Consider the following 15,859-nt stretch of genomic DNA (forward strand, 5'->3'; position numbering starts at 1 on the left):
CGACCGTGTTCTCATTCCACTTGCAACCGGTCCACGACCGCGCTGACGCCGTGGGTGCTCATCGCTGCACCGCGAATCGCCTCTTTCTCGGCCAGCGAGTGCACCGTCCCCGTTAGCAGTACCTCTCCGTTGCCCAGCAACGAGATCTCAAGGTGGCTCGCTTCCCGTTGCGCCTGGCGCGAAAGCGCCGCAGCAATGTGCCCGACGATCTCGCGTCGATGGGGACTGCCTTCGACCTTGATGTCGTTGATGACGCCTTTGACGCCTCGCAGTGCGCGTACGGCGTTCTCCGCCAGCAATCGCTGCGTGTACATCGGCGCGGTGCCCTCCAGCGTCACCCAGCTGTTCTCTACCTTGACGTGCATGCCTTCGGGGGGGAGGCCCGCGTGCCATTTGAGAATGGCGAGCGCTGCGCGCGCGATGTCGGCGTCGGTCTGACGGTCATGGTTCGTGGGTTTGACTTCCAGTGACACCACGATCGCGCGTGCGCCGGCGACCCGGCTCGCGACGCGTTCTGCCTCGCATTTTTCGAGAAAGCTGCCGACATCGCCGGAAAGGGTGACGATGCCGTCCCGAACTTCCACGCCGATGTCGTTCGCGTGGATGTTCGTGTCACGTGCCAGTTCGTCCATGACGTCGCGCTGCAATTGGATATCTGTCTTCATCGAATGTCTCCGGGGGATGCGTTGAACCGTTGAGTCCGTCGTGTGGTTGAACTTTAGGGCCCGGGATCGCGTTGCGCCGATCTGGCTTGCTGCAGCTTGACGCACGTCAACGCGAGGCATCGGCGGCCCCCGCGAATCGTGGTCATGCGGCTATAAATAGGCAGACAGTGGCGATACAACGTCACGGCCAACCCTCGGGTGAACAGGAAGACACCCATCTCAGGAGCGATTAAATGAGCCTACGGAAAATCTGCGTTCACGTGGACGACACCGCGACGGGGGCGGCGCGGTTGCGCTTTAGCGCCGAGTTGGCGCGACAGCACGAAGCCCGTCTCTCGGGCATCTATTTGCCTCACCGTCCCGGGGCGGTTCACTCAGGACAGCTTCAGTCGTCGGGCGAGCATTTTCAGACCGAGTCGCATTCGCGCACGGCACTCCAGGCGGCCGAGCATCTCTTCTCCCAGTTGTGTGCCGAGACGGACATCGCTGGCGATTGGCATACGCCTTACGGCGCAGCGCCGACGATCCTGGCGAATGCCGCACGTGCGACGGACCTTTGCATCGTCGGTCAACCGGATGCGCCGGGCAGTGTTGCCGCATTGGGTCTCGATGGACTTAGTGACGTCATCCGGTGGGCTGGCGTGCCTGTCATGGGTCTCCCGCACAACGTGACACTACCGCGCGAAATCCGACGCATTGTCGTAGCGTGGAACGGTTCGCGCGAGGCCCGGCGCGCTATCGGCGACGCCTGGCAATTGCTCGGACGCGCACAGGACATCTTCGTTGTCGGCATCGACCGCACGCCCGGTGAGGACGATCCCTCGCTTCACGACATCGTGCGTTTGATGGAAGCGCACGGGTTGCGTGCCAAGCCGGTATCGGTCAGGGAGGACACGGAAGGCAGCGACGGTGTACAACTGCTGTCGGTCTCGGAGGCTTATCAGGTCGATCTGATCGTGATGGGCGCCTACGGGCACAGCCCGACGCGGGAACTGGTCTTCGGAGGCGCCACCCGGACAATGCTCAAGCACATGTCCACGCCGGTCTTGTTGTCTCACTGATTCGACGCCGCCATGTCCGGCGCCTTGAAGCAACGGATATGGCGGCGGTTTTCAATCGGGCAGTAGCATGACGAGCGCCGCCGCCCCCATCACCCCTGTCGCGATCCACCCCAACGCCAGGATCGGCCAACGCGCCGTAAACTGGCCCATCACCGAACGGCTCGCGGCAAGCAAAAGCACGACCACCATCAGCGGGACCGCCACCACGCCGTTGATCACCGCGCTCCAGAAGAGCGCTCTCATCGGGCTTATCGTTGTGAACTGCATGCCCGTCGCGATCAGAATGCTCAGTGCGATGATGCCGTAGAAGCCCTTTGCGCCGGTGAGCTTGCGCTCGAGCCCCTCCTCCCAATGCAATGACTCGGCCAGCGCGTAGGCGCCGGACGCCGCAAGCACCGGCACCCCGATCAGTCCGACGCTCACAATGCCGATGCTGAATAGCACGTACGCCATATCTCCCGCCAGCGGGCGCAGTGCGCTGGCCGCCTGCGCTGCGGTGTCGATGCGCGTCACGCCAGCGGCGTGCAAGGTGAGCGCCGTCGCGAGGATCACGAAATAGGCCGTCAGATCCGAGTAAAACATGCCGCTCCAGGTATCCCACCCGATCCGGCGCAATTCGGTGTCGGCGGCGGCCGCGTCATCGACCAGTGGCTGCGCGGCCCGATTGCGCGCCATGTCTTCAACCTCCTCCGAAGCTTGCCAGAAGAAGAGATACGGACTGATGGTAGTGCCGAACACGGCGACGACAACTGCCGCAGCGGACGCGTCGAGCTTGAATTCGGGATGGAAGGTTCTCAGCGCCACGGTATGCCACGGCACATGCACTGTGAACAGCACGGCGGCATAGGCGAGCAGTGACATCGTCAGCCATTTGAGGAAGACGACATACCGGTGATATGGCACGAATATCTGCAGCAACAATGTGCCCACCGCAAAACCGACCGTCATCCAGTGCCGCTCGACACCGACGATCAGCTCTGCGACCTCCCCCATCGCGGCGAGATCTGCGGCGATATTGAGCGTATTGGCTACAAGCAGCAGCGCAACAGTGCCGCGAAGCACCGACGGCGGAAATCTCGTGCCGATATTGGCCGCCAATCCCTTGCCGGTGACGCGACCGATACGAGCACAGATGAGTTGTATCGCCGCCATGAGCGGAAAGGCCAATGGCATGGTCCACAGCATATTCAGGCCGAACTGCGCGCCGGCCTGCGAATACGTGACGACGCCGCTGGGGTCGTCGTCCGCCACCCCCGTGATCAGGCCCGGTCCGACATGGGCGAACGGATGCTCGCGCAAACGTTTGCGCAGGGACTCGAAGCGCGTCGGTGAGCGTTCGTTCGCTAGATCCGATGTCATTGCCGAGTCTCTTTGGCGAAGGCGGATGTCCGACACAGGTCAGGAGACGACCGACGCCAGGCTGCGGCGCGGCGTGTGCGCTTGCGAGGCGCCATACCCCACGCGCAGCAGCAATTGCGGATGATCCGAAGCGCCTGCGCCGACATCCGCGCGTAATGCCTCGACTTCGATCGGCTGGTTGAGAAACGAGGCGTACAGCCCGTTGTCCGTCAGTGTGAGCAGAACGCGCTGCATGGCCTGCCCCGCCATAATCCAGTTTTCCTGATTGTCGGCGGGAGTGCTCAGGCACACGAGCAACGGCGAGCCTTCGACGATACGGCGATGGCTTGCGGCGATGCCGCCGCCGATATCGAACGTTCTGACAACGGACGTCAGCACCGGCGACGCGAAGTCGAGCAGACTGCTTTCGGTCGACGAGTAGCTGGCCATGCCGTCGTCGCGCCGCGCCGCGCTGACCCACAACGCAAGCTCTCTGCGAAAGCGAGCATCGCCAAGTTGCGCCCGATCTGCCCGATCGATCAGTTCGCCAAGACGCATGCGGCCCGCGTCGTCCGCGACAGGCTGGAGCCGCGCGCCCTCGGACTCGGCACACGCGCACAACTGATCGACGACGGCCTGGGGAACGCGCCGAGTGTCGTACATCTGGCGATTCGTCACACGCCGGGGGATCGCAGCGAAAAGCCCGGCAACGGGACCGTCGATGAATCCTTCGTCCAGGAGCTGAACACTGGCGATGACATCGGGCTCGGCAGACGCGGGCATAGTCCGGATTGCATAGGCACAACCAAAATGACTGAGCGCGACGCGTAGATTGAACAACGCCGCACCGCAACTGATCGCCAGTTCGCGGTCGTAAGTGTCGCTCACGGGAAGTCCTCGAGACCGATCCGCGCACAGCAGCACGTTATCGTCGCCCAGGACGAAGCGCCACGGTTGCGTATTGTGGGTCGAGGGGGCAAGAATCGCGTATTGCAGACAGAACCGGAGCTTTTCGTGCGCAGAGGCCGACGTTGGGAATGTCTGCTCGTCAACGCACCACGCGTGAAGCCGGTCGTCTTGGGTTTGGGTCACGATAGTCTCCTCGGATAATTCGGTACGTCTGGCCGTTGTCATTCATGATCGACGCTGCGCACGGACCTCACGGTTTTTCGCTGCCCGCGCCGACGAGCGCCGTTTGGAGCGAGGCCAGCCGCTGCGCCAGCGTTCGCCCGGCTTCTCCTGACAGGGTGTTGGCGGCATCCATCGCAGATCGCGTCAAATCTCCCCACGCTTCCCATGCACTCAAGCCGCGATTCGACGAGGCATCGAGCGTGTCCGAGAAAATGTGCTGCCACGCCTTTTCGGCGCACTGGTATTGCTCCGCCCATGCAGCGGGCGCACGCGCTCCCATCTGTAACCACCCCTGCCAGATCAGCTGCTGGACCGCTAACTGGCGGTTGATGAACGCGAGCTGGCTGGTGAAGACAGCATTAAAGCTTGGCGCATTGGCCAGTTCGGTACCCAACGCATCGTCTGCTTCAAGCAATCCCTTATCCGCCTGTAATTGCACCTGTCGCAGGCATTGGAGATTGGCGAGCCAGTGGCGATGCGCGTCAAGCGCTGCAAGCATCGGTGCTGTGCAAAAGTGCAGCGGCGGATTCTGTTCGGTGGGCATTGTCGAAGCTCCTTGAACCAATTGCGTGCCCGCGCCGCGGCAGTATCGACCCGGGCCTGGCGCGCACGCGTGATGAGGCATGCTGACTTGAACCATAATCGCGCCCTGCAATCACGCCTTGCGCCATGTCAATGTCAATGTCAATGCGCGCAGCGTGCGCTGCCGCCGTATGGCAAAAAAAGAAGCCCGCCGAAGCGGGCGTAATCCCAACTTGCTTGCGCCCTGAACGGGGCCGTATACGGGCGCAAGTGCCATTGACTCGGCAACATCGGGGGATCCGGACGTCGGTGCGACTGGCACCGACAACGCTCCCACCTTAGCGCCGATCGGCAGGCATGCGGTTGACATATCTCAATGTCTTCTCACCCTCGGATTGCATGACGTCTGTGACGCCCGGCCGTTTGACCCGCATCAACGTCATGCCAACCAATCGCTACCTTCGGAGGGATTCCGACTAGGCTTTGAGGCACCAGCATGTCGGTCCGTATGAGCGCAATTTCCGCCATGCCCCCGCTTCCCATTCTGCAAGGAAGGTGCCCTGTGCCGGAGAACGTCCAAAGCGCTTGCCCGATTGCGGCTCCCGATCCTGAGACCGGGATGGCGGACCGTCAATCCACGCCCGACGCCGCCGCAGCGCCCTGCGGGCGATGCTTACGTGCCCGTCATGTCAGTGTCGACACGCTTCGTGAGGCCGTTGCGTACCTGCGCCACGACAGCCAGGTCTGCCGTTCCGAAGGCTTTGCCGCGCAGACACGTTTGCAGCTCGACTATGGTCAGACGACTATCGTGGCCACGTTGCAAACGGTTACGGGCGATTGGCTGGAACTCGACGAGATCGGCTTGAGCGAGGCGGCGATGCAAGCGCTGGACGTTGCCGAGGGAGATTGGGTGAGGGTTCATCACATGCCGCCTCTGGAGTCCTTTCGCCACGTTCGCGGCCGCATGTATGGTGAACCCTTCACGCACGACGCATTAACCGAAGTGGTCGGCGATATCGCTGCCGGACGCTATTCATCCATTCATATCTCGTCATTCCTGACCGCGTGTACGGGAAATCGTCTGTCCGACGACGAAATCGTCTCGCTCACGCAGGCGATGGTCGCAACGGGAAAGACGCTGACGTGGCGTGCCGACAAGGTCATGGACAAGCACAGCGTCGGTGGACTGCCCGGCAATCGGACGACACCTATCGTGGTGGCAATCGTGACGGCGCAAGGTCTGGTCATGCCAAAAACGTCTTCGCGTGCGATTACGTCTCCCGCAGGCACCGCCGACGCGATGGCAACGTTAGCCCCCGTCGATCTCAGTGCAGACGAAATGCGTCGTGTCGTCGAGGATGTCGGGGGATGCGTCGTTTTTGGCGGTGCAGCGAACCTGAGTCCGGCAGACGACATCTTGATACAGGTGGAGCGTCCCTTGGAGCTGGACAGCGAGGCCCAGATGATCGCCTCGATTCTGTCGAAGAAGCTTGCGGTCGGCGCGACGCACGTCCTGATCGATATTCCGGTCGGCCCAACCACCAAGATTCGCTCGGACCACGCCAGCACGCTATTTTCCGAACGACTGCGCACCATCGCACGCGCGCTTGGGCTGGACGTCGTCACGTACGTCTGCCAGGGCAACGAACCGGTTGGGCGTGGTATCGGCCCCAGTCTCGAAGCCCGCGACGTACTGGCCGTGCTGCAGAATCGCGCCCGGGCACCGAAGGATTTGATGGCCAAGAGCGTAGAAGTCGCAGGGCGGATCCTGGAAGCCGGCGGCAAGGCGTTACCCGGCGAAGGGGCACAGGTGGCGCGCCGGGTGTTGATCAGCGGGCTTGCCTGGCAACAGTTTCAGCGCATCTGCGAGGCTCAGGGCGGCATGCTGGAGCCGGTCGTCGGTCGTCATAGCAAGCCGATAACGGCACGCCACGCCGGTGTTGTCACCACCGTAGACAATCGTCACCTGTCGCGCGTCGCGAAGCTTGCCGGCGCTCCCCTCGCGACGCGCGCCGGAGTGGTGTTTGAATCGCCAATCGGTACGGTAGTCGGCGCGGGGCAACCGCTTTTTACCATCTACGCGGAAAGTCCCGGTGAACTCGAATATGCATTCGAGTATGCAAACCGCTTTCCGGACATTGTCTGTGTGAGGGCATGATGAAAGACGTCGCCATTTACGCTATGCCTGGAAACGAATCATTTGCCCGGGTGCTCGCCGGACTCGTCGAATGTCCCCTGCAACGCTTGCTGATCCATCGATTTCCGGACGGCGAGCAACTTGTGACGCTTGACGGCCCGCTGAGCGGAAAGTCGATCGTTATCGTCTGCTCGTTGAATCGGCCCGACGCGAAGCTGTTGCCACTCCTCTTTGCCGCAGATACGGCACGAGACCTCGGCGCGCGTGAGGTGATCCTGGTTGCGCCATACCTGTGCTATTTGCGTCAGGATGCGCGTTTTCGTCCGGGAGAATCGGTATCGGCCAACAGTTTCGGCCGGTTGCTCAGTACCTGGTTCAATGGTCTGGTTGCCGTTGAACCCCATTTACACCGCCTGCCATCGCTTAGCGCCGTCTATACGATTGCGGTGCGCTCTCCCCATAGTGCGACGGCGACAGCCGCGTGGATTGCCGCGAACGTTCCCGATCCGCTCATTGTCGGCCCGGACGACGAAAGCGCCGCGTGGGTGGCACAGATCGCCGGGCGAATCGGCGCGCCTTCGGTCGTGGCTCACAAGACTCGACACGGTGACCGGCAGGTCAGCCTTGAACTACATGTGCCAGCGGCGTATGCGCATCGCCAGCCGGTGATCGTGGACGATATTCTCGCGAGCGGGCAAACGATGCTCGCCACGATTGGCGCGTTGGTCAAAGGCGGCTTCGGAAGTCCCGTGTGTATCGCGGTGCACGGGTTGTTCGACGGGATCAGCGTTGACGAACTGATCGCTGCAGGTGCCGGATCGGTCGTGACCTGTAATACCGTGCCCCACGCGTCGAACGCCATCGATGTCACACCGGCCGTGCGTGAGGCGCTTGGCGACTTGCTCGACGAACTGGCCAGCCGCCGGTGAATTGCTTCGCCGACGGCGCACTGCGCAGTGCCTATCGGCGAGTCGGGCGCTACGCCTTCGGTGTGATGATCACTTTCAACGCATGCGTGTTTGCCGCGTCCCCGAAGGTTCGATAGGCGTCGAGAATATCGGCGAGCGAAAAGTGGTGAGTGATCAGGACACCCGGCGCGAGCCGCCCCGACTCGACGGTCTTGAGCAACATAGGCGTTGCGGCGGTGTCGACCAGCCGGGTCGTGATGCTGATATTCCTGTCCCATAGGGATTCGAGATGCAAGTCCACCTTCCGACCGTGGACACCGACGTTCGCAATCGTGCCCCCGGCAGCCACAATCGCTTCGCAGAGTTCGAATGTCGCAGGCACGCCGACCGCCTCAATGGCGGTGTCGACGCCCTGCCCGCCTGTCTGCCTTTTGACGAACGCAGCGGCGTCCTCCTTTTCCGGAGACACAACGGCCGTCGCGCCGAGCCTTAAGGCCACTTCCAGCCGCGCGATGTCCGGATCGATCACGATCACCTGCGCCGGGCTGAAGAACTGCGCCGTGAGCAATGCCGCCAGTCCGATCGGCCCCGCCCCGACGATGGCGACGCTGCTGCCCGGTTGAACCTTGCCATTCAGAACGCCGCACTCAAAGCCGGTCGGCAGAATGTCGCTCAGCATGACCAGCGTATCGTCATCTACGCTGGCGGGCGCGTGGTAGAGGCTGGTGTCTGCATAGGGCGCGCGGACGTATTCGGCTTGTGTTCCATCAATGCGGTTGCCTAGAATCCACCCACCCACGGCGCAATGGGAATACATGCCCTTGCGGCACGCGGGACACTTTCCGCAGGATGAAATGCACGAGATCAACACCCGGTCGCCGGCCTTGAAGGACGTGACCGCCTCGCCGGTTTGCACGACTTCCCCGACGCCCTCGTGCCCAAGAATGCGGCCCGGTGTCACCGTGGGAACGTCCCCCTTCAGGATGTGAAGATCCGTGCCGCAAATCGTCGTCTTGCGAATCCTCACGATGGCATCGGTCGGCGCCAGGATTTCGGGGATCGGCCGGTCTTCCAGCGTGATCTGCTGTGGACCGTGGAATACAAGGGCTTTCATGGCGTCACTCCACATTGCTCAGGTTCAGTGCGACATCAGCACAGGAACCGTCATGGCTTCAAGCATGGTGCGGGTCACGCCGCCCAATACCCACTCCTGCATGCGCGAATGCCCATACCCGCCCATCACAATGAGGTCGGCGTTGAGGTCGGCGGCGCGCGAGAGTAACGCCTCGCCAATCGCGACATCGTTTGTCCTTCGCTCCGGTGTCACCGTGACGTTGACACCATGCCGCGCGAAATACATGGCGATGTCCATGCCGGGAATGGGGCCCAGATCGTCCGGACGAGCGCCCCGGCTGACATGCATCACGTCGACCGCTTTCGCCGAGCGCAGAAACGGCATGGCATCGGCGGCGGCACGTGCGGCTTCACGGCCGCCATCCCACGCCACAAGCACATGTTTGAAGTCGGTGGTCAGCTTCCCGGCGTACGGGATGATCAATACTGGCCGCCCGCCGCCGAGCACGACCGACGCGACAAATCCGATCGTCGGCGAGGACTCGGGGTCGGAACGGTCTTCTTGTCCGACGATCACGAGATCCGCATACCGGGCATGGGTCCGCATTTCGGGATTGTCTTCGTAAGGCGGCGTGATCCATTCAGGGCTAACGTCCTGTCGTCGACAGACTTCCGTGAACATCTGTTCCGCCTGAGCTAGCCGTTTTGGGTCGCTCTCGGGCGCGGGCGGCGGCGGCAGCCCGGTGCCGCCCATGGCCGTCACATCGGGAAAGCCCGGCGGATGAAATGGCAGGTAGATCCCCGTCAGATGGGCAGGGAATCGATAGGCGAAGTCCGCCGCGAGTTCAATGCGGGCGCGGCAGCGATCACTATTGTCGACATGTACGAGTAACGTGCGGTAAGGCATGGCCATGCTCCCGAGTTATGAGGTCATCTCTGAACAGTAGTGCAGACGCTGGAGCTGCCTTTGATAAGCATCAAGACGACTATTGGTCTGTCAGACGTGCCTGCCAGCGGCCGTCGACATTGCGGATTGATGCGTATGGGAAATTGGGGAGAACGGTGATACAACTGCGCTATTCACCGCACTAGAACAATTGAATCACTCTTGAATCGGGGCGATCGATGGTCAGAACGCTTCGCAGCACGCAATTCCCTTCGCGCCGCCGGGCGGATGCCGTGGTCGTCGCCATGCTCTGTGTGATGTGTGTGGTTGTTGCGCTGGCCAACTGGCTCTCAGTCCGGACAGCGCTTCAGAGCAATGTCGATGCGCGATTTGCCTTGCGCACGAGCGCGGCCACCGACAAGCTTTCGATTGCACTGACCGCCTACCGGGACGCCTTGCATGGCGCGTCCGACCTCCTGTCCGCTACGCCCAAGCCCGGCGACGCCCGCTGGATGGATTACGTCAAAGGGATGAAGCTGTCGGAACGTTTGCCCGGTCTCACAAGTTTCGGCAAGTGCGAGCAATCAGGTGGGGACATCGTTAGAACGTCCGGCTACTCACCGAGCGGGGAGTCAGTGCTCGGCACCCGAGACCGCGTGCGCCTTCCCTCCGGCCCTGATGTTCGGGAACGCCTGTTTGCCAGCGCCACCGTGTCCGGTACTCCGCCATCACTTGTCTTTCTGACGAGCAAGGGGCCGTCGCCTGACTGTACTTATGCCATCGCCAATGTCGATACGCTGGTTCACGCGGCCATCGGACCGCTGCTTCATGACCTGACATTGACAATTACCGTGGACGGCGACAAAGGGCCCGGGCAACTGATATTCGACAGCCTCTCGCCTCGCGCGCCAGCAGAGCCGCGCCCGCCGGTCGATTATCGGACGGTCGCAAACGTGACTTACGCGGACCGGCCAGCGCTGGAACTGGCCTACACGGCCTCGGGCGAGTTTGCTGCACTGCGCGGCGCGGGCGTCGCCAATTGGGCGCTTGCCTTTGGCATCTTGCTGAGCGTCATCACGGTACTCGCCTGGGTCGTCGCCCTGCTCTCCCGTCGGCACGCCATGGCGGTCAACGAGCGAGAGGCCATCGACAAGCAACGCTCCGAAAGTCGGTTATTCAGCGTCATCCAATCGGTGCGGGAGGCGATCATCACCATCGACGCCCAGCAGCGAATCCAGATCTTCAACCCGACCGCCGAGAGCATTTTCAAGTGCAGCGCCATGGAGGTGATCGGCGAACCGATCGAACGCTTCATTCCCGAACGATTCCGCGGCGCCCACTTTCAGCACATCGAACGCTTCGGTGCGACCGGGGTGTCGGAGCGATTGATGGGACGCGGTCGTGCGCTCTGGGGGCTGCGAGCGGACGGTGAGGAATTTCCGATGGAGGCGTCCATTTCACAGAGTGCCGACGCCGGAGGCAAGTTCTTTACGGTCGTGTTGCGTGACGTCACGGAACAACGTCAGATGGCGAGCGCTCTGCAAACATCCCGCCACGAACTCGAGAAACTTAACGCGCGCCTTCAGGAGGTTCGCGAAGACGAAAAGTCCCGTATCGCGCGAGAGCTGCATGACGATCTCGGCCAACGTCTCACCGCCTTGAAAATGGACGCGGCGATGCTCAGACAAGCGCTGGACGGGCAGCCCGCAGTGTCGGCAGACGTCAAGCGCATCGAGCAATCGATCGACGGCATGGTCAGTGCAGTTCGCCAGATGGCGGCGGATCTGCGTCCGCCGATGCTCGACGATCTGGGGCTCGGTCCGGCGATCGAATGGTATGCGCAGGAGTTTTCACGTCGCTATGGCGTGGCCGTCGATGTGACGGGCACCCATGGGTTACCCGCTGTCGCACCGGCAGTGGCGACGACCTTGTTCCGTATCGTGCAGGAGGCCCTGAACAACGTCGCCAAACACGCGCATGCCACCGCGATTACGGTCGAATTGACCTGCGACCGGGAGTACAGACTTCGTATTTCCGACAACGGGCGAGGATTGCCGCCGACGCGTCCGAAACCGGATTCCCTGGGGCTGATCAGCATGCGGGAACGGGCACGCCTGCTTGGTGGGACGCTGGAAGTCCGCAGCCCGTTGGAGGGCGGCACCGTGGTTACCACCATCATTCCGCTGGAACCCTCGGCTTCGACGCCGCCTGCAGCGCATTGAACGCAGGCGGATATCTAGGCAGCCGCCCGCACTTGGAGCACAGCAGCGCCCGAGATGGCACCGCGACGCAGGTCGTCGAGTGCTGTGTTGGCCTTTTCGAGCGGGTACGCTGTCGTGGCCACTTTCAACGCGATCCTCTCGGCAAGGGCGAGAAATGCCAGACCATCTGCGCGCGTCAGATTCGCGACGGAGCGCACCTGACGCTCGCCCCATAACAGTCGGTAAGCAAACCTCGGGATGTCGCTCATATGAATGCCGGCGCACACGACGACGCCTCCCCGGTCGACGGCCGCGAGCGCCTGAGGCACCAGTGAGCCGACCGGCGCGAAGATGATGGCGGCATCCAGCGGAACGGGCGGATCCGCATCGCTCGGGCCAACCCAACGGGCGCCGTGCGAGAGGGCGAACGTCGCGCCTTCGTCGTCGCCCGGCCGGGTGAAGGCATACACTTCGCGCGCCTGAGCGCTCGCGATCTGCGCAATGAGATGGGCCGCAGCGCCAAAACCGTAGATCCCCAGACGCCGCGCGTCGCCGGTCATGCTGAGCGATCGGTAGCCGATGAGGCCAGCACACAGCAGCGGCGCGGCAGTCGCGTCATCATAGGCATCAGGGAGCCTGAAGGTGAACTGCGCTTCGGCGACGACATATTCGGCGTAACCACCGTTGAGCGTATACCCGGTAAATTGCGCCGCTTCGCAGAGATTTTCTTTGTGGTTCAGGCAAAAACGGCAGCGGCCACAGGTCGATCCCAGCCACGGCACACCGACACGGTCGCCAATGTGTAAATCCCCTACACTCGCCCCTGTGGCCGTGACGATCCCCACGATTTCGTGGCCGGGAACAATGCCGTCGGGCACGCCGGGCAATTCGTCATCCACGACATGCAGGTCGGTGCGGCAAACCCCGCACACACTGACACGTATCAGCACTTGTGTGGGGGGTGGCGTCGGCACAGGAATGTCGACGAGTCTGAGCGTGCCGTCAGACTTGGAGAGTTGCATCGCTCGCATGCCGTCGTGCTCCGTGAATGTAACGCGATTACTGAACGGCGTTCGCCATTTGACTCAGTCGCTGCGTATCGAGCAGCGTGATTTCGCGTTGGCGTACCCGCAACGCTTCCTGTGCCTGCATGCGGGAGAACATGCGACTGACAGTTTCAAGTTGTAGTCCAAGAAAACTGCCGATTTCCTCGCGCGTCATGCGAAGCAGGAACGCGTTCGGTGAGTATCCCCGCGCGGCCAGCCGCGATGACACGTCCAGCAGAAAACTCGCCAGTCGGGCCTCCCCGCGAGCCGTTCCCAGACGAAGTAATTGTTGTTGTTCACGCACGATGCCCGCGGCGATCAGCCGATGAAGCTGATGCTGCACGACCGGCACCTTCGCGGCAACGGCCTCCAGTTCTGCGAACTGGATTGCGCAGACCTGACTGTCTTCGAGGGCCACGGCTTCGGAGACATATCGGCCGCTGGCAATGCCTCCCAGACCCAGTAGCTCTCCGCCAAGCAGATAGCCTGTGACTTGCTCGCGTCCGTCGGGGTGTGTCAGCACCGTCTTGAACGAACCGGCGCGCACGGCGTAGATGTACTCGAGCGTGTCCCCCGGTCGGAACAGCACTTCGCCGCGGCGAACCGTGCGCCGAACACGTGTCACACCGTCCAGACGGCGGATCGACTCATCATTGAGTCCTTCGGCCAGACAGAACCGGCGCATCAGACAAGTGCTACATCTTGGGCTTGCGGATTCGACGACGTCGAAGGCGCGATGCACCCTCACGTGTTGAGGGGCTTCGACGGGGACGGTGTCCAACTGGCGGGAAATGGCATGCATGGCAAACTCCGGCAATTCAGCATCGTGTCATCACGTCTGAAGTATCGGAGACGAAGCGGGGAAAAAAAATAAGCGACGGGCGCGATCTGATGTCAGCCGGTATGACAGCCTGTAGGCAACGGACTACAAGACGCGCCTCAGAGCTTATCGCGCAGCAGATCGTGGCGGATCGCGTAATGCGCCAGGTCGGTTTGGTTCTTGAGTTGAAGCTTCTGCAGTACGCGTGCCTTGTACGTGCTGACCGTTTTGGCGCTCACGCAAAGGCGACTAGCGATGTCACCCAATGTCAGACCACGGGCAAGCATCAGAAAAACATCGAACTCACGGTCGGACAGTTGACGAAAACTTGGGCCTTCGATGGCGGCAGATGAGAGATCCCGGGCGATTCGCTCCGCCATCGAGGGACTCAGGTAAACCCCACCGTCATTGACCTTGCGTACGGCGCTCACCAGTTCGTTCGGCGCACTCTCTTTCGTCAGATAGCCTGCCGCCCCGGCCTTGAGCGCTCTCACGGCGTACTGCTCTTCGCCGTGCATCGTGAGGACAAGAATGGTCAGGTGGGGAAACGACGCCTTGATCTGCGCGATGAGGTCGACGCCGCTACGCCCGGGCATCGACAGATCGAGCAACAAGACATCGCACGGCGTATCCGCGAGCAGCGCCAGCGCTTGCGCGCCGTTCGAGGCTTCCCCAACGATTTCGATATCGCCGGTGCCTGCCAGAATGCGTTGCAATCCGGCACGTACCAACGTGTGGTCGTCTGTCACGATGATGCGAATCATGCGTCCGCCTTTGGATCGTGTACGTCGTTTCGGGATGTCCATGCCCGGACATCCATGAAATCGATTCTACACGCGCGACTCCCGGGCGGCGCAAGTCTTCGCGCACTGGCGGATTACAACACTTCGGCGAATTCCTCGGTTCCTGGCGGCGGGATAAGAATGACGGGCCGCTGCGCCTGCCGGGCGCAGTTTTCCGCCACGCTGCCCAGCGTCAGACGTCGCACGCCGCGCCGACCGTGGGTCCCGATCACGATCAGGTCGGCCTGACATTCTTGCGCTGCGGCGTTGATCTGAAACGCGACATCGCCGCCGAGCGGCAGGAGTTCACGGATCTCCACGTCGCCCGCGACCTTCTCGTCCTTCAGGCGCTTCGTGGCTTGCTCCCGGATGCTGTTCCCCTGAATTCGCAAAGCTTCGATGAAGGGAAACGGATCCGCGTCGCTGATGTAGGCCACGGGAATATCGACGACAAACAACACATGCAATTTCGCCTTACGCGCTTTGGCAAGCGACAGCGCATAGTCGAAGGCGGTGTCCGCCGTGGGGCTGCCATCGATGGCAACCAGGATTCGTTCATACATGGTGTCAGTTCTCCGCGACAGCAGTCGGTACGCTGGCCGCCCCCGTAGGCAGCGTCGTAGATTCTTTGACCAGCATGACGGGGCGATGCGAGTGCCGCAAGACTTGCTCAGCCACACTGCCGAGCAGCATGCGGCGAACGCCCTTGCGTCCATGCGTGCCAAGGACCAGAAGGTCGGTTTGCCAACGCCGGGCTTCACGAATAATGGCGCCAGCGATGGTGCCGCCCCACGTCCGTAGGTCGATGGAGCGGGTATCCGTTTGAATACCTTCTTCATGCAGCCGCTTGTAAGCGGTGCTCAATATCTCCTGGCTCTCCGCAATCAAAGACTCTCTTACGGCTTCGAGGTCGATGTACGAAGAAAACGCAGATTGATAGTGGGCGAACGGATCGTCGATGACGTTGACGACTCGGACGACGTCGTCCGGCATGGCGAATCGGATCGTTTCGCGCAAGGCGTGCCATGAGGTTTCGCTGCCGTCGATGGCGAGCAGGATTCGATGAGACATTGTGTCGTCCTCGCTGAGTTTGACGCGTTCGGACTGTGCCGCAGATGTCGATCTACGCGGCGACGGTCAATGTTGCGATTAGACGGTAGCCCAACGTCGCCTGAGCGTGCGCTGGCATGAGCCACCTCCTTGACGCACATCAACGTGGCAGGTTCTGAAATCGTGTCTCCAGGTACCGGACGACTATGCTGTGATTGCCCGGCGACATTCCGTTGCC

Annotated in this window: 15 protein-coding genes; 4 read left to right on the forward strand and 11 right to left on the reverse strand. The window is 62.0% G+C overall.

Annotated elements, in window-relative coordinates; genetic code table 11:
- Window positions 1-11 precede the first annotated feature (11 nt).
- On the reverse strand, window positions 12-665 hold the full coding sequence (locus PCO31010_RS01125; protein WP_174984186.1) for a BON domain-containing protein: 654 nt from the start codon (window positions 663-665) through the stop codon (window positions 12-14).
- Between the two features lie 233 nt (window positions 666-898).
- Between PCO31010_RS01125 and PCO31010_RS01130 the strand changes: the two genes are divergently transcribed.
- Entirely contained in the window at window positions 899-1,726 is an 828-nt protein-coding gene (locus PCO31010_RS01130; RefSeq protein ID WP_150662617.1) for a universal stress protein, read from the forward strand.
- 51 nt (window positions 1,727-1,777) lie between these two features.
- Here PCO31010_RS01130 and PCO31010_RS01135 read toward each other — a convergent pair whose 3' ends face one another.
- From PCO31010_RS01135 to PCO31010_RS01145, 3 genes are all read right to left on the reverse strand, one after another.
- Window positions 1,778-3,085, reverse strand: a complete 1,308-nt coding sequence (locus PCO31010_RS01135; RefSeq protein WP_150662618.1) for an NRAMP family divalent metal transporter — start codon at window positions 3,083-3,085, stop codon at window positions 1,778-1,780.
- A gap of 39 nt (window positions 3,086-3,124) precedes the next feature.
- Entirely contained in the window at window positions 3,125-4,156 is a 1,032-nt protein-coding gene (locus PCO31010_RS01140) for an Acg family FMN-binding oxidoreductase (protein WP_246184379.1), read from the reverse strand.
- Between the two features lie 67 nt (window positions 4,157-4,223).
- Complete coding sequence (locus PCO31010_RS01145; RefSeq protein WP_150662620.1) at window positions 4,224-4,739, reverse strand: hypothetical protein; 516 nt, start codon at window positions 4,737-4,739, stop codon at window positions 4,224-4,226.
- Window positions 4,740-5,336: 597 nt separating this feature from the next.
- On the opposite strand from PCO31010_RS01145, the gene PCO31010_RS01150 reads away from it, so the two are divergent.
- Together PCO31010_RS01150 and PCO31010_RS01155 are read left to right on the forward strand one after the other, a co-directional pair.
- Complete coding sequence (locus PCO31010_RS01150; protein WP_150662621.1) at window positions 5,337-6,875, forward strand: thymidine phosphorylase family protein; 1,539 nt, start codon at window positions 5,337-5,339, stop codon at window positions 6,873-6,875.
- Window positions 6,875-7,783, forward strand: coding sequence for a ribose-phosphate diphosphokinase (locus PCO31010_RS01155; RefSeq protein ID WP_150663437.1), 909 nt, complete (start codon window positions 6,875-6,877; stop codon window positions 7,781-7,783). Before PCO31010_RS01150 ends, PCO31010_RS01155 begins: the two co-directional genes overlap by 1 nt.
- Window positions 7,784-7,832: 49 nt before the next feature.
- On the opposite strand, the gene PCO31010_RS01160 is transcribed toward PCO31010_RS01155, so the two are convergent.
- Together PCO31010_RS01160 and PCO31010_RS01165 are read right to left on the reverse strand one after the other, a co-directional pair.
- Complete coding sequence (locus tag PCO31010_RS01160; RefSeq protein WP_150663438.1) at window positions 7,833-8,876, reverse strand: zinc-dependent alcohol dehydrogenase family protein; 1,044 nt, start codon at window positions 8,874-8,876, stop codon at window positions 7,833-7,835.
- Window positions 8,877-8,900: 24 nt separating this feature from the next.
- The gene (locus tag PCO31010_RS01165; protein WP_174984189.1) at window positions 8,901-9,743 is read right to left on the reverse strand and encodes a universal stress protein; all 843 of its coding nucleotides are present in this window, start codon (window positions 9,741-9,743) and stop codon (window positions 8,901-8,903) included.
- 218 nt (window positions 9,744-9,961) lie between these two features.
- Here PCO31010_RS01165 and PCO31010_RS01170 point away from each other — a divergent pair, with 218 nt between their 5' ends.
- The gene (locus PCO31010_RS01170) at window positions 9,962-11,944 is read left to right on the forward strand and encodes a PAS domain-containing sensor histidine kinase (RefSeq protein WP_150662623.1); all 1,983 of its coding nucleotides are present in this window, start codon (window positions 9,962-9,964) and stop codon (window positions 11,942-11,944) included.
- A gap of 14 nt (window positions 11,945-11,958) precedes the next feature.
- On the opposite strand, the gene PCO31010_RS01175 is transcribed toward PCO31010_RS01170, so the two are convergent.
- The 5 genes from PCO31010_RS01175 to PCO31010_RS01195 all read right to left on the reverse strand — a co-directional run bounded on the left by PCO31010_RS01175 (window position 11,959) and on the right by PCO31010_RS01195 (window position 15,642).
- The gene (locus PCO31010_RS01175) at window positions 11,959-12,954 is read right to left on the reverse strand and encodes a zinc-dependent alcohol dehydrogenase family protein (protein WP_150662624.1); all 996 of its coding nucleotides are present in this window, start codon (window positions 12,952-12,954) and stop codon (window positions 11,959-11,961) included.
- 28 nt (window positions 12,955-12,982) lie between these two features.
- Entirely contained in the window at window positions 12,983-13,771 is a 789-nt protein-coding gene (locus PCO31010_RS01180) for a cyclic nucleotide-binding domain-containing protein (protein WP_150662625.1), read from the reverse strand.
- Window positions 13,772-13,908: 137 nt separating this feature from the next.
- Window positions 13,909-14,553, reverse strand: a complete 645-nt coding sequence (locus PCO31010_RS01185; protein WP_150662626.1) for a response regulator — start codon at window positions 14,551-14,553, stop codon at window positions 13,909-13,911.
- Between the two features lie 113 nt (window positions 14,554-14,666).
- Window positions 14,667-15,134, reverse strand: a complete 468-nt coding sequence (locus tag PCO31010_RS01190) for a universal stress protein (RefSeq protein ID WP_174984192.1) — start codon at window positions 15,132-15,134, stop codon at window positions 14,667-14,669.
- 4 nt (window positions 15,135-15,138) lie between these two features.
- Complete coding sequence (locus PCO31010_RS01195) at window positions 15,139-15,642, reverse strand: universal stress protein (RefSeq protein WP_150662628.1); 504 nt, start codon at window positions 15,640-15,642, stop codon at window positions 15,139-15,141.
- Between the last annotated feature and the right edge of the window lie 217 nt (window positions 15,643-15,859).

Source organism: Pandoraea commovens (assembly GCF_902459615.1).
GTDB classification, from domain to species: domain Bacteria; phylum Pseudomonadota; class Gammaproteobacteria; order Burkholderiales; family Burkholderiaceae; genus Pandoraea; species Pandoraea commovens.

What these genes read in the sequence shown, in the direction of transcription:
- PCO31010_RS01125 (WP_174984186.1), bottom strand. Translation starts at nt 665, where the DNA reads ATGAAGACAGATATCCAATTGCAGCGCGACGTCATGGACGAACTGGCA.
- PCO31010_RS01130 (WP_150662617.1), top strand. Translation starts at nt 899, where the DNA reads ATGAGCCTACGGAAAATCTGCGTTCACGTGGACGACACCGCGACGGGG.
- PCO31010_RS01135 (WP_150662618.1), bottom strand. Translation starts at nt 3,085, where the DNA reads ATGACATCGGATCTAGCGAACGAACGCTCACCGACGCGCTTCGAGTCC.
- PCO31010_RS01145 (WP_150662620.1), bottom strand. Translation starts at nt 4,739, where the DNA reads ATGCCCACCGAACAGAATCCGCCGCTGCACTTTTGCACAGCACCGATG.
- PCO31010_RS01150 (WP_150662621.1), top strand. Translation starts at nt 5,337, where the DNA reads ATGGCGGACCGTCAATCCACGCCCGACGCCGCCGCAGCGCCCTGCGGG.
- PCO31010_RS01155 (WP_150663437.1), top strand. Translation starts at nt 6,875, where the DNA reads ATGAAAGACGTCGCCATTTACGCTATGCCTGGAAACGAATCATTTGCC.
- PCO31010_RS01160 (WP_150663438.1), bottom strand. Translation starts at nt 8,876, where the DNA reads ATGAAAGCCCTTGTATTCCACGGTCCACAGCAGATCACGCTGGAAGAC.
- PCO31010_RS01165 (WP_174984189.1), bottom strand. Translation starts at nt 9,743, where the DNA reads ATGCCTTACCGCACGTTACTCGTACATGTCGACAATAGTGATCGCTGC.
- PCO31010_RS01170 (WP_150662623.1), top strand. Translation starts at nt 9,962, where the DNA reads ATGGTCAGAACGCTTCGCAGCACGCAATTCCCTTCGCGCCGCCGGGCG.
- PCO31010_RS01175 (WP_150662624.1), bottom strand. Translation starts at nt 12,954, where the DNA reads ATGCGAGCGATGCAACTCTCCAAGTCTGACGGCACGCTCAGACTCGTC.
- PCO31010_RS01180 (WP_150662625.1), bottom strand. Translation starts at nt 13,771, where the DNA reads ATGCATGCCATTTCCCGCCAGTTGGACACCGTCCCCGTCGAAGCCCCT.
- PCO31010_RS01185 (WP_150662626.1), bottom strand. Translation starts at nt 14,553, where the DNA reads ATGATTCGCATCATCGTGACAGACGACCACACGTTGGTACGTGCCGGA.
- PCO31010_RS01190 (WP_174984192.1), bottom strand. Translation starts at nt 15,134, where the DNA reads ATGTATGAACGAATCCTGGTTGCCATCGATGGCAGCCCCACGGCGGAC.
- PCO31010_RS01195 (WP_150662628.1), bottom strand. Translation starts at nt 15,642, where the DNA reads ATGTCTCATCGAATCCTGCTCGCCATCGACGGCAGCGAAACCTCATGG.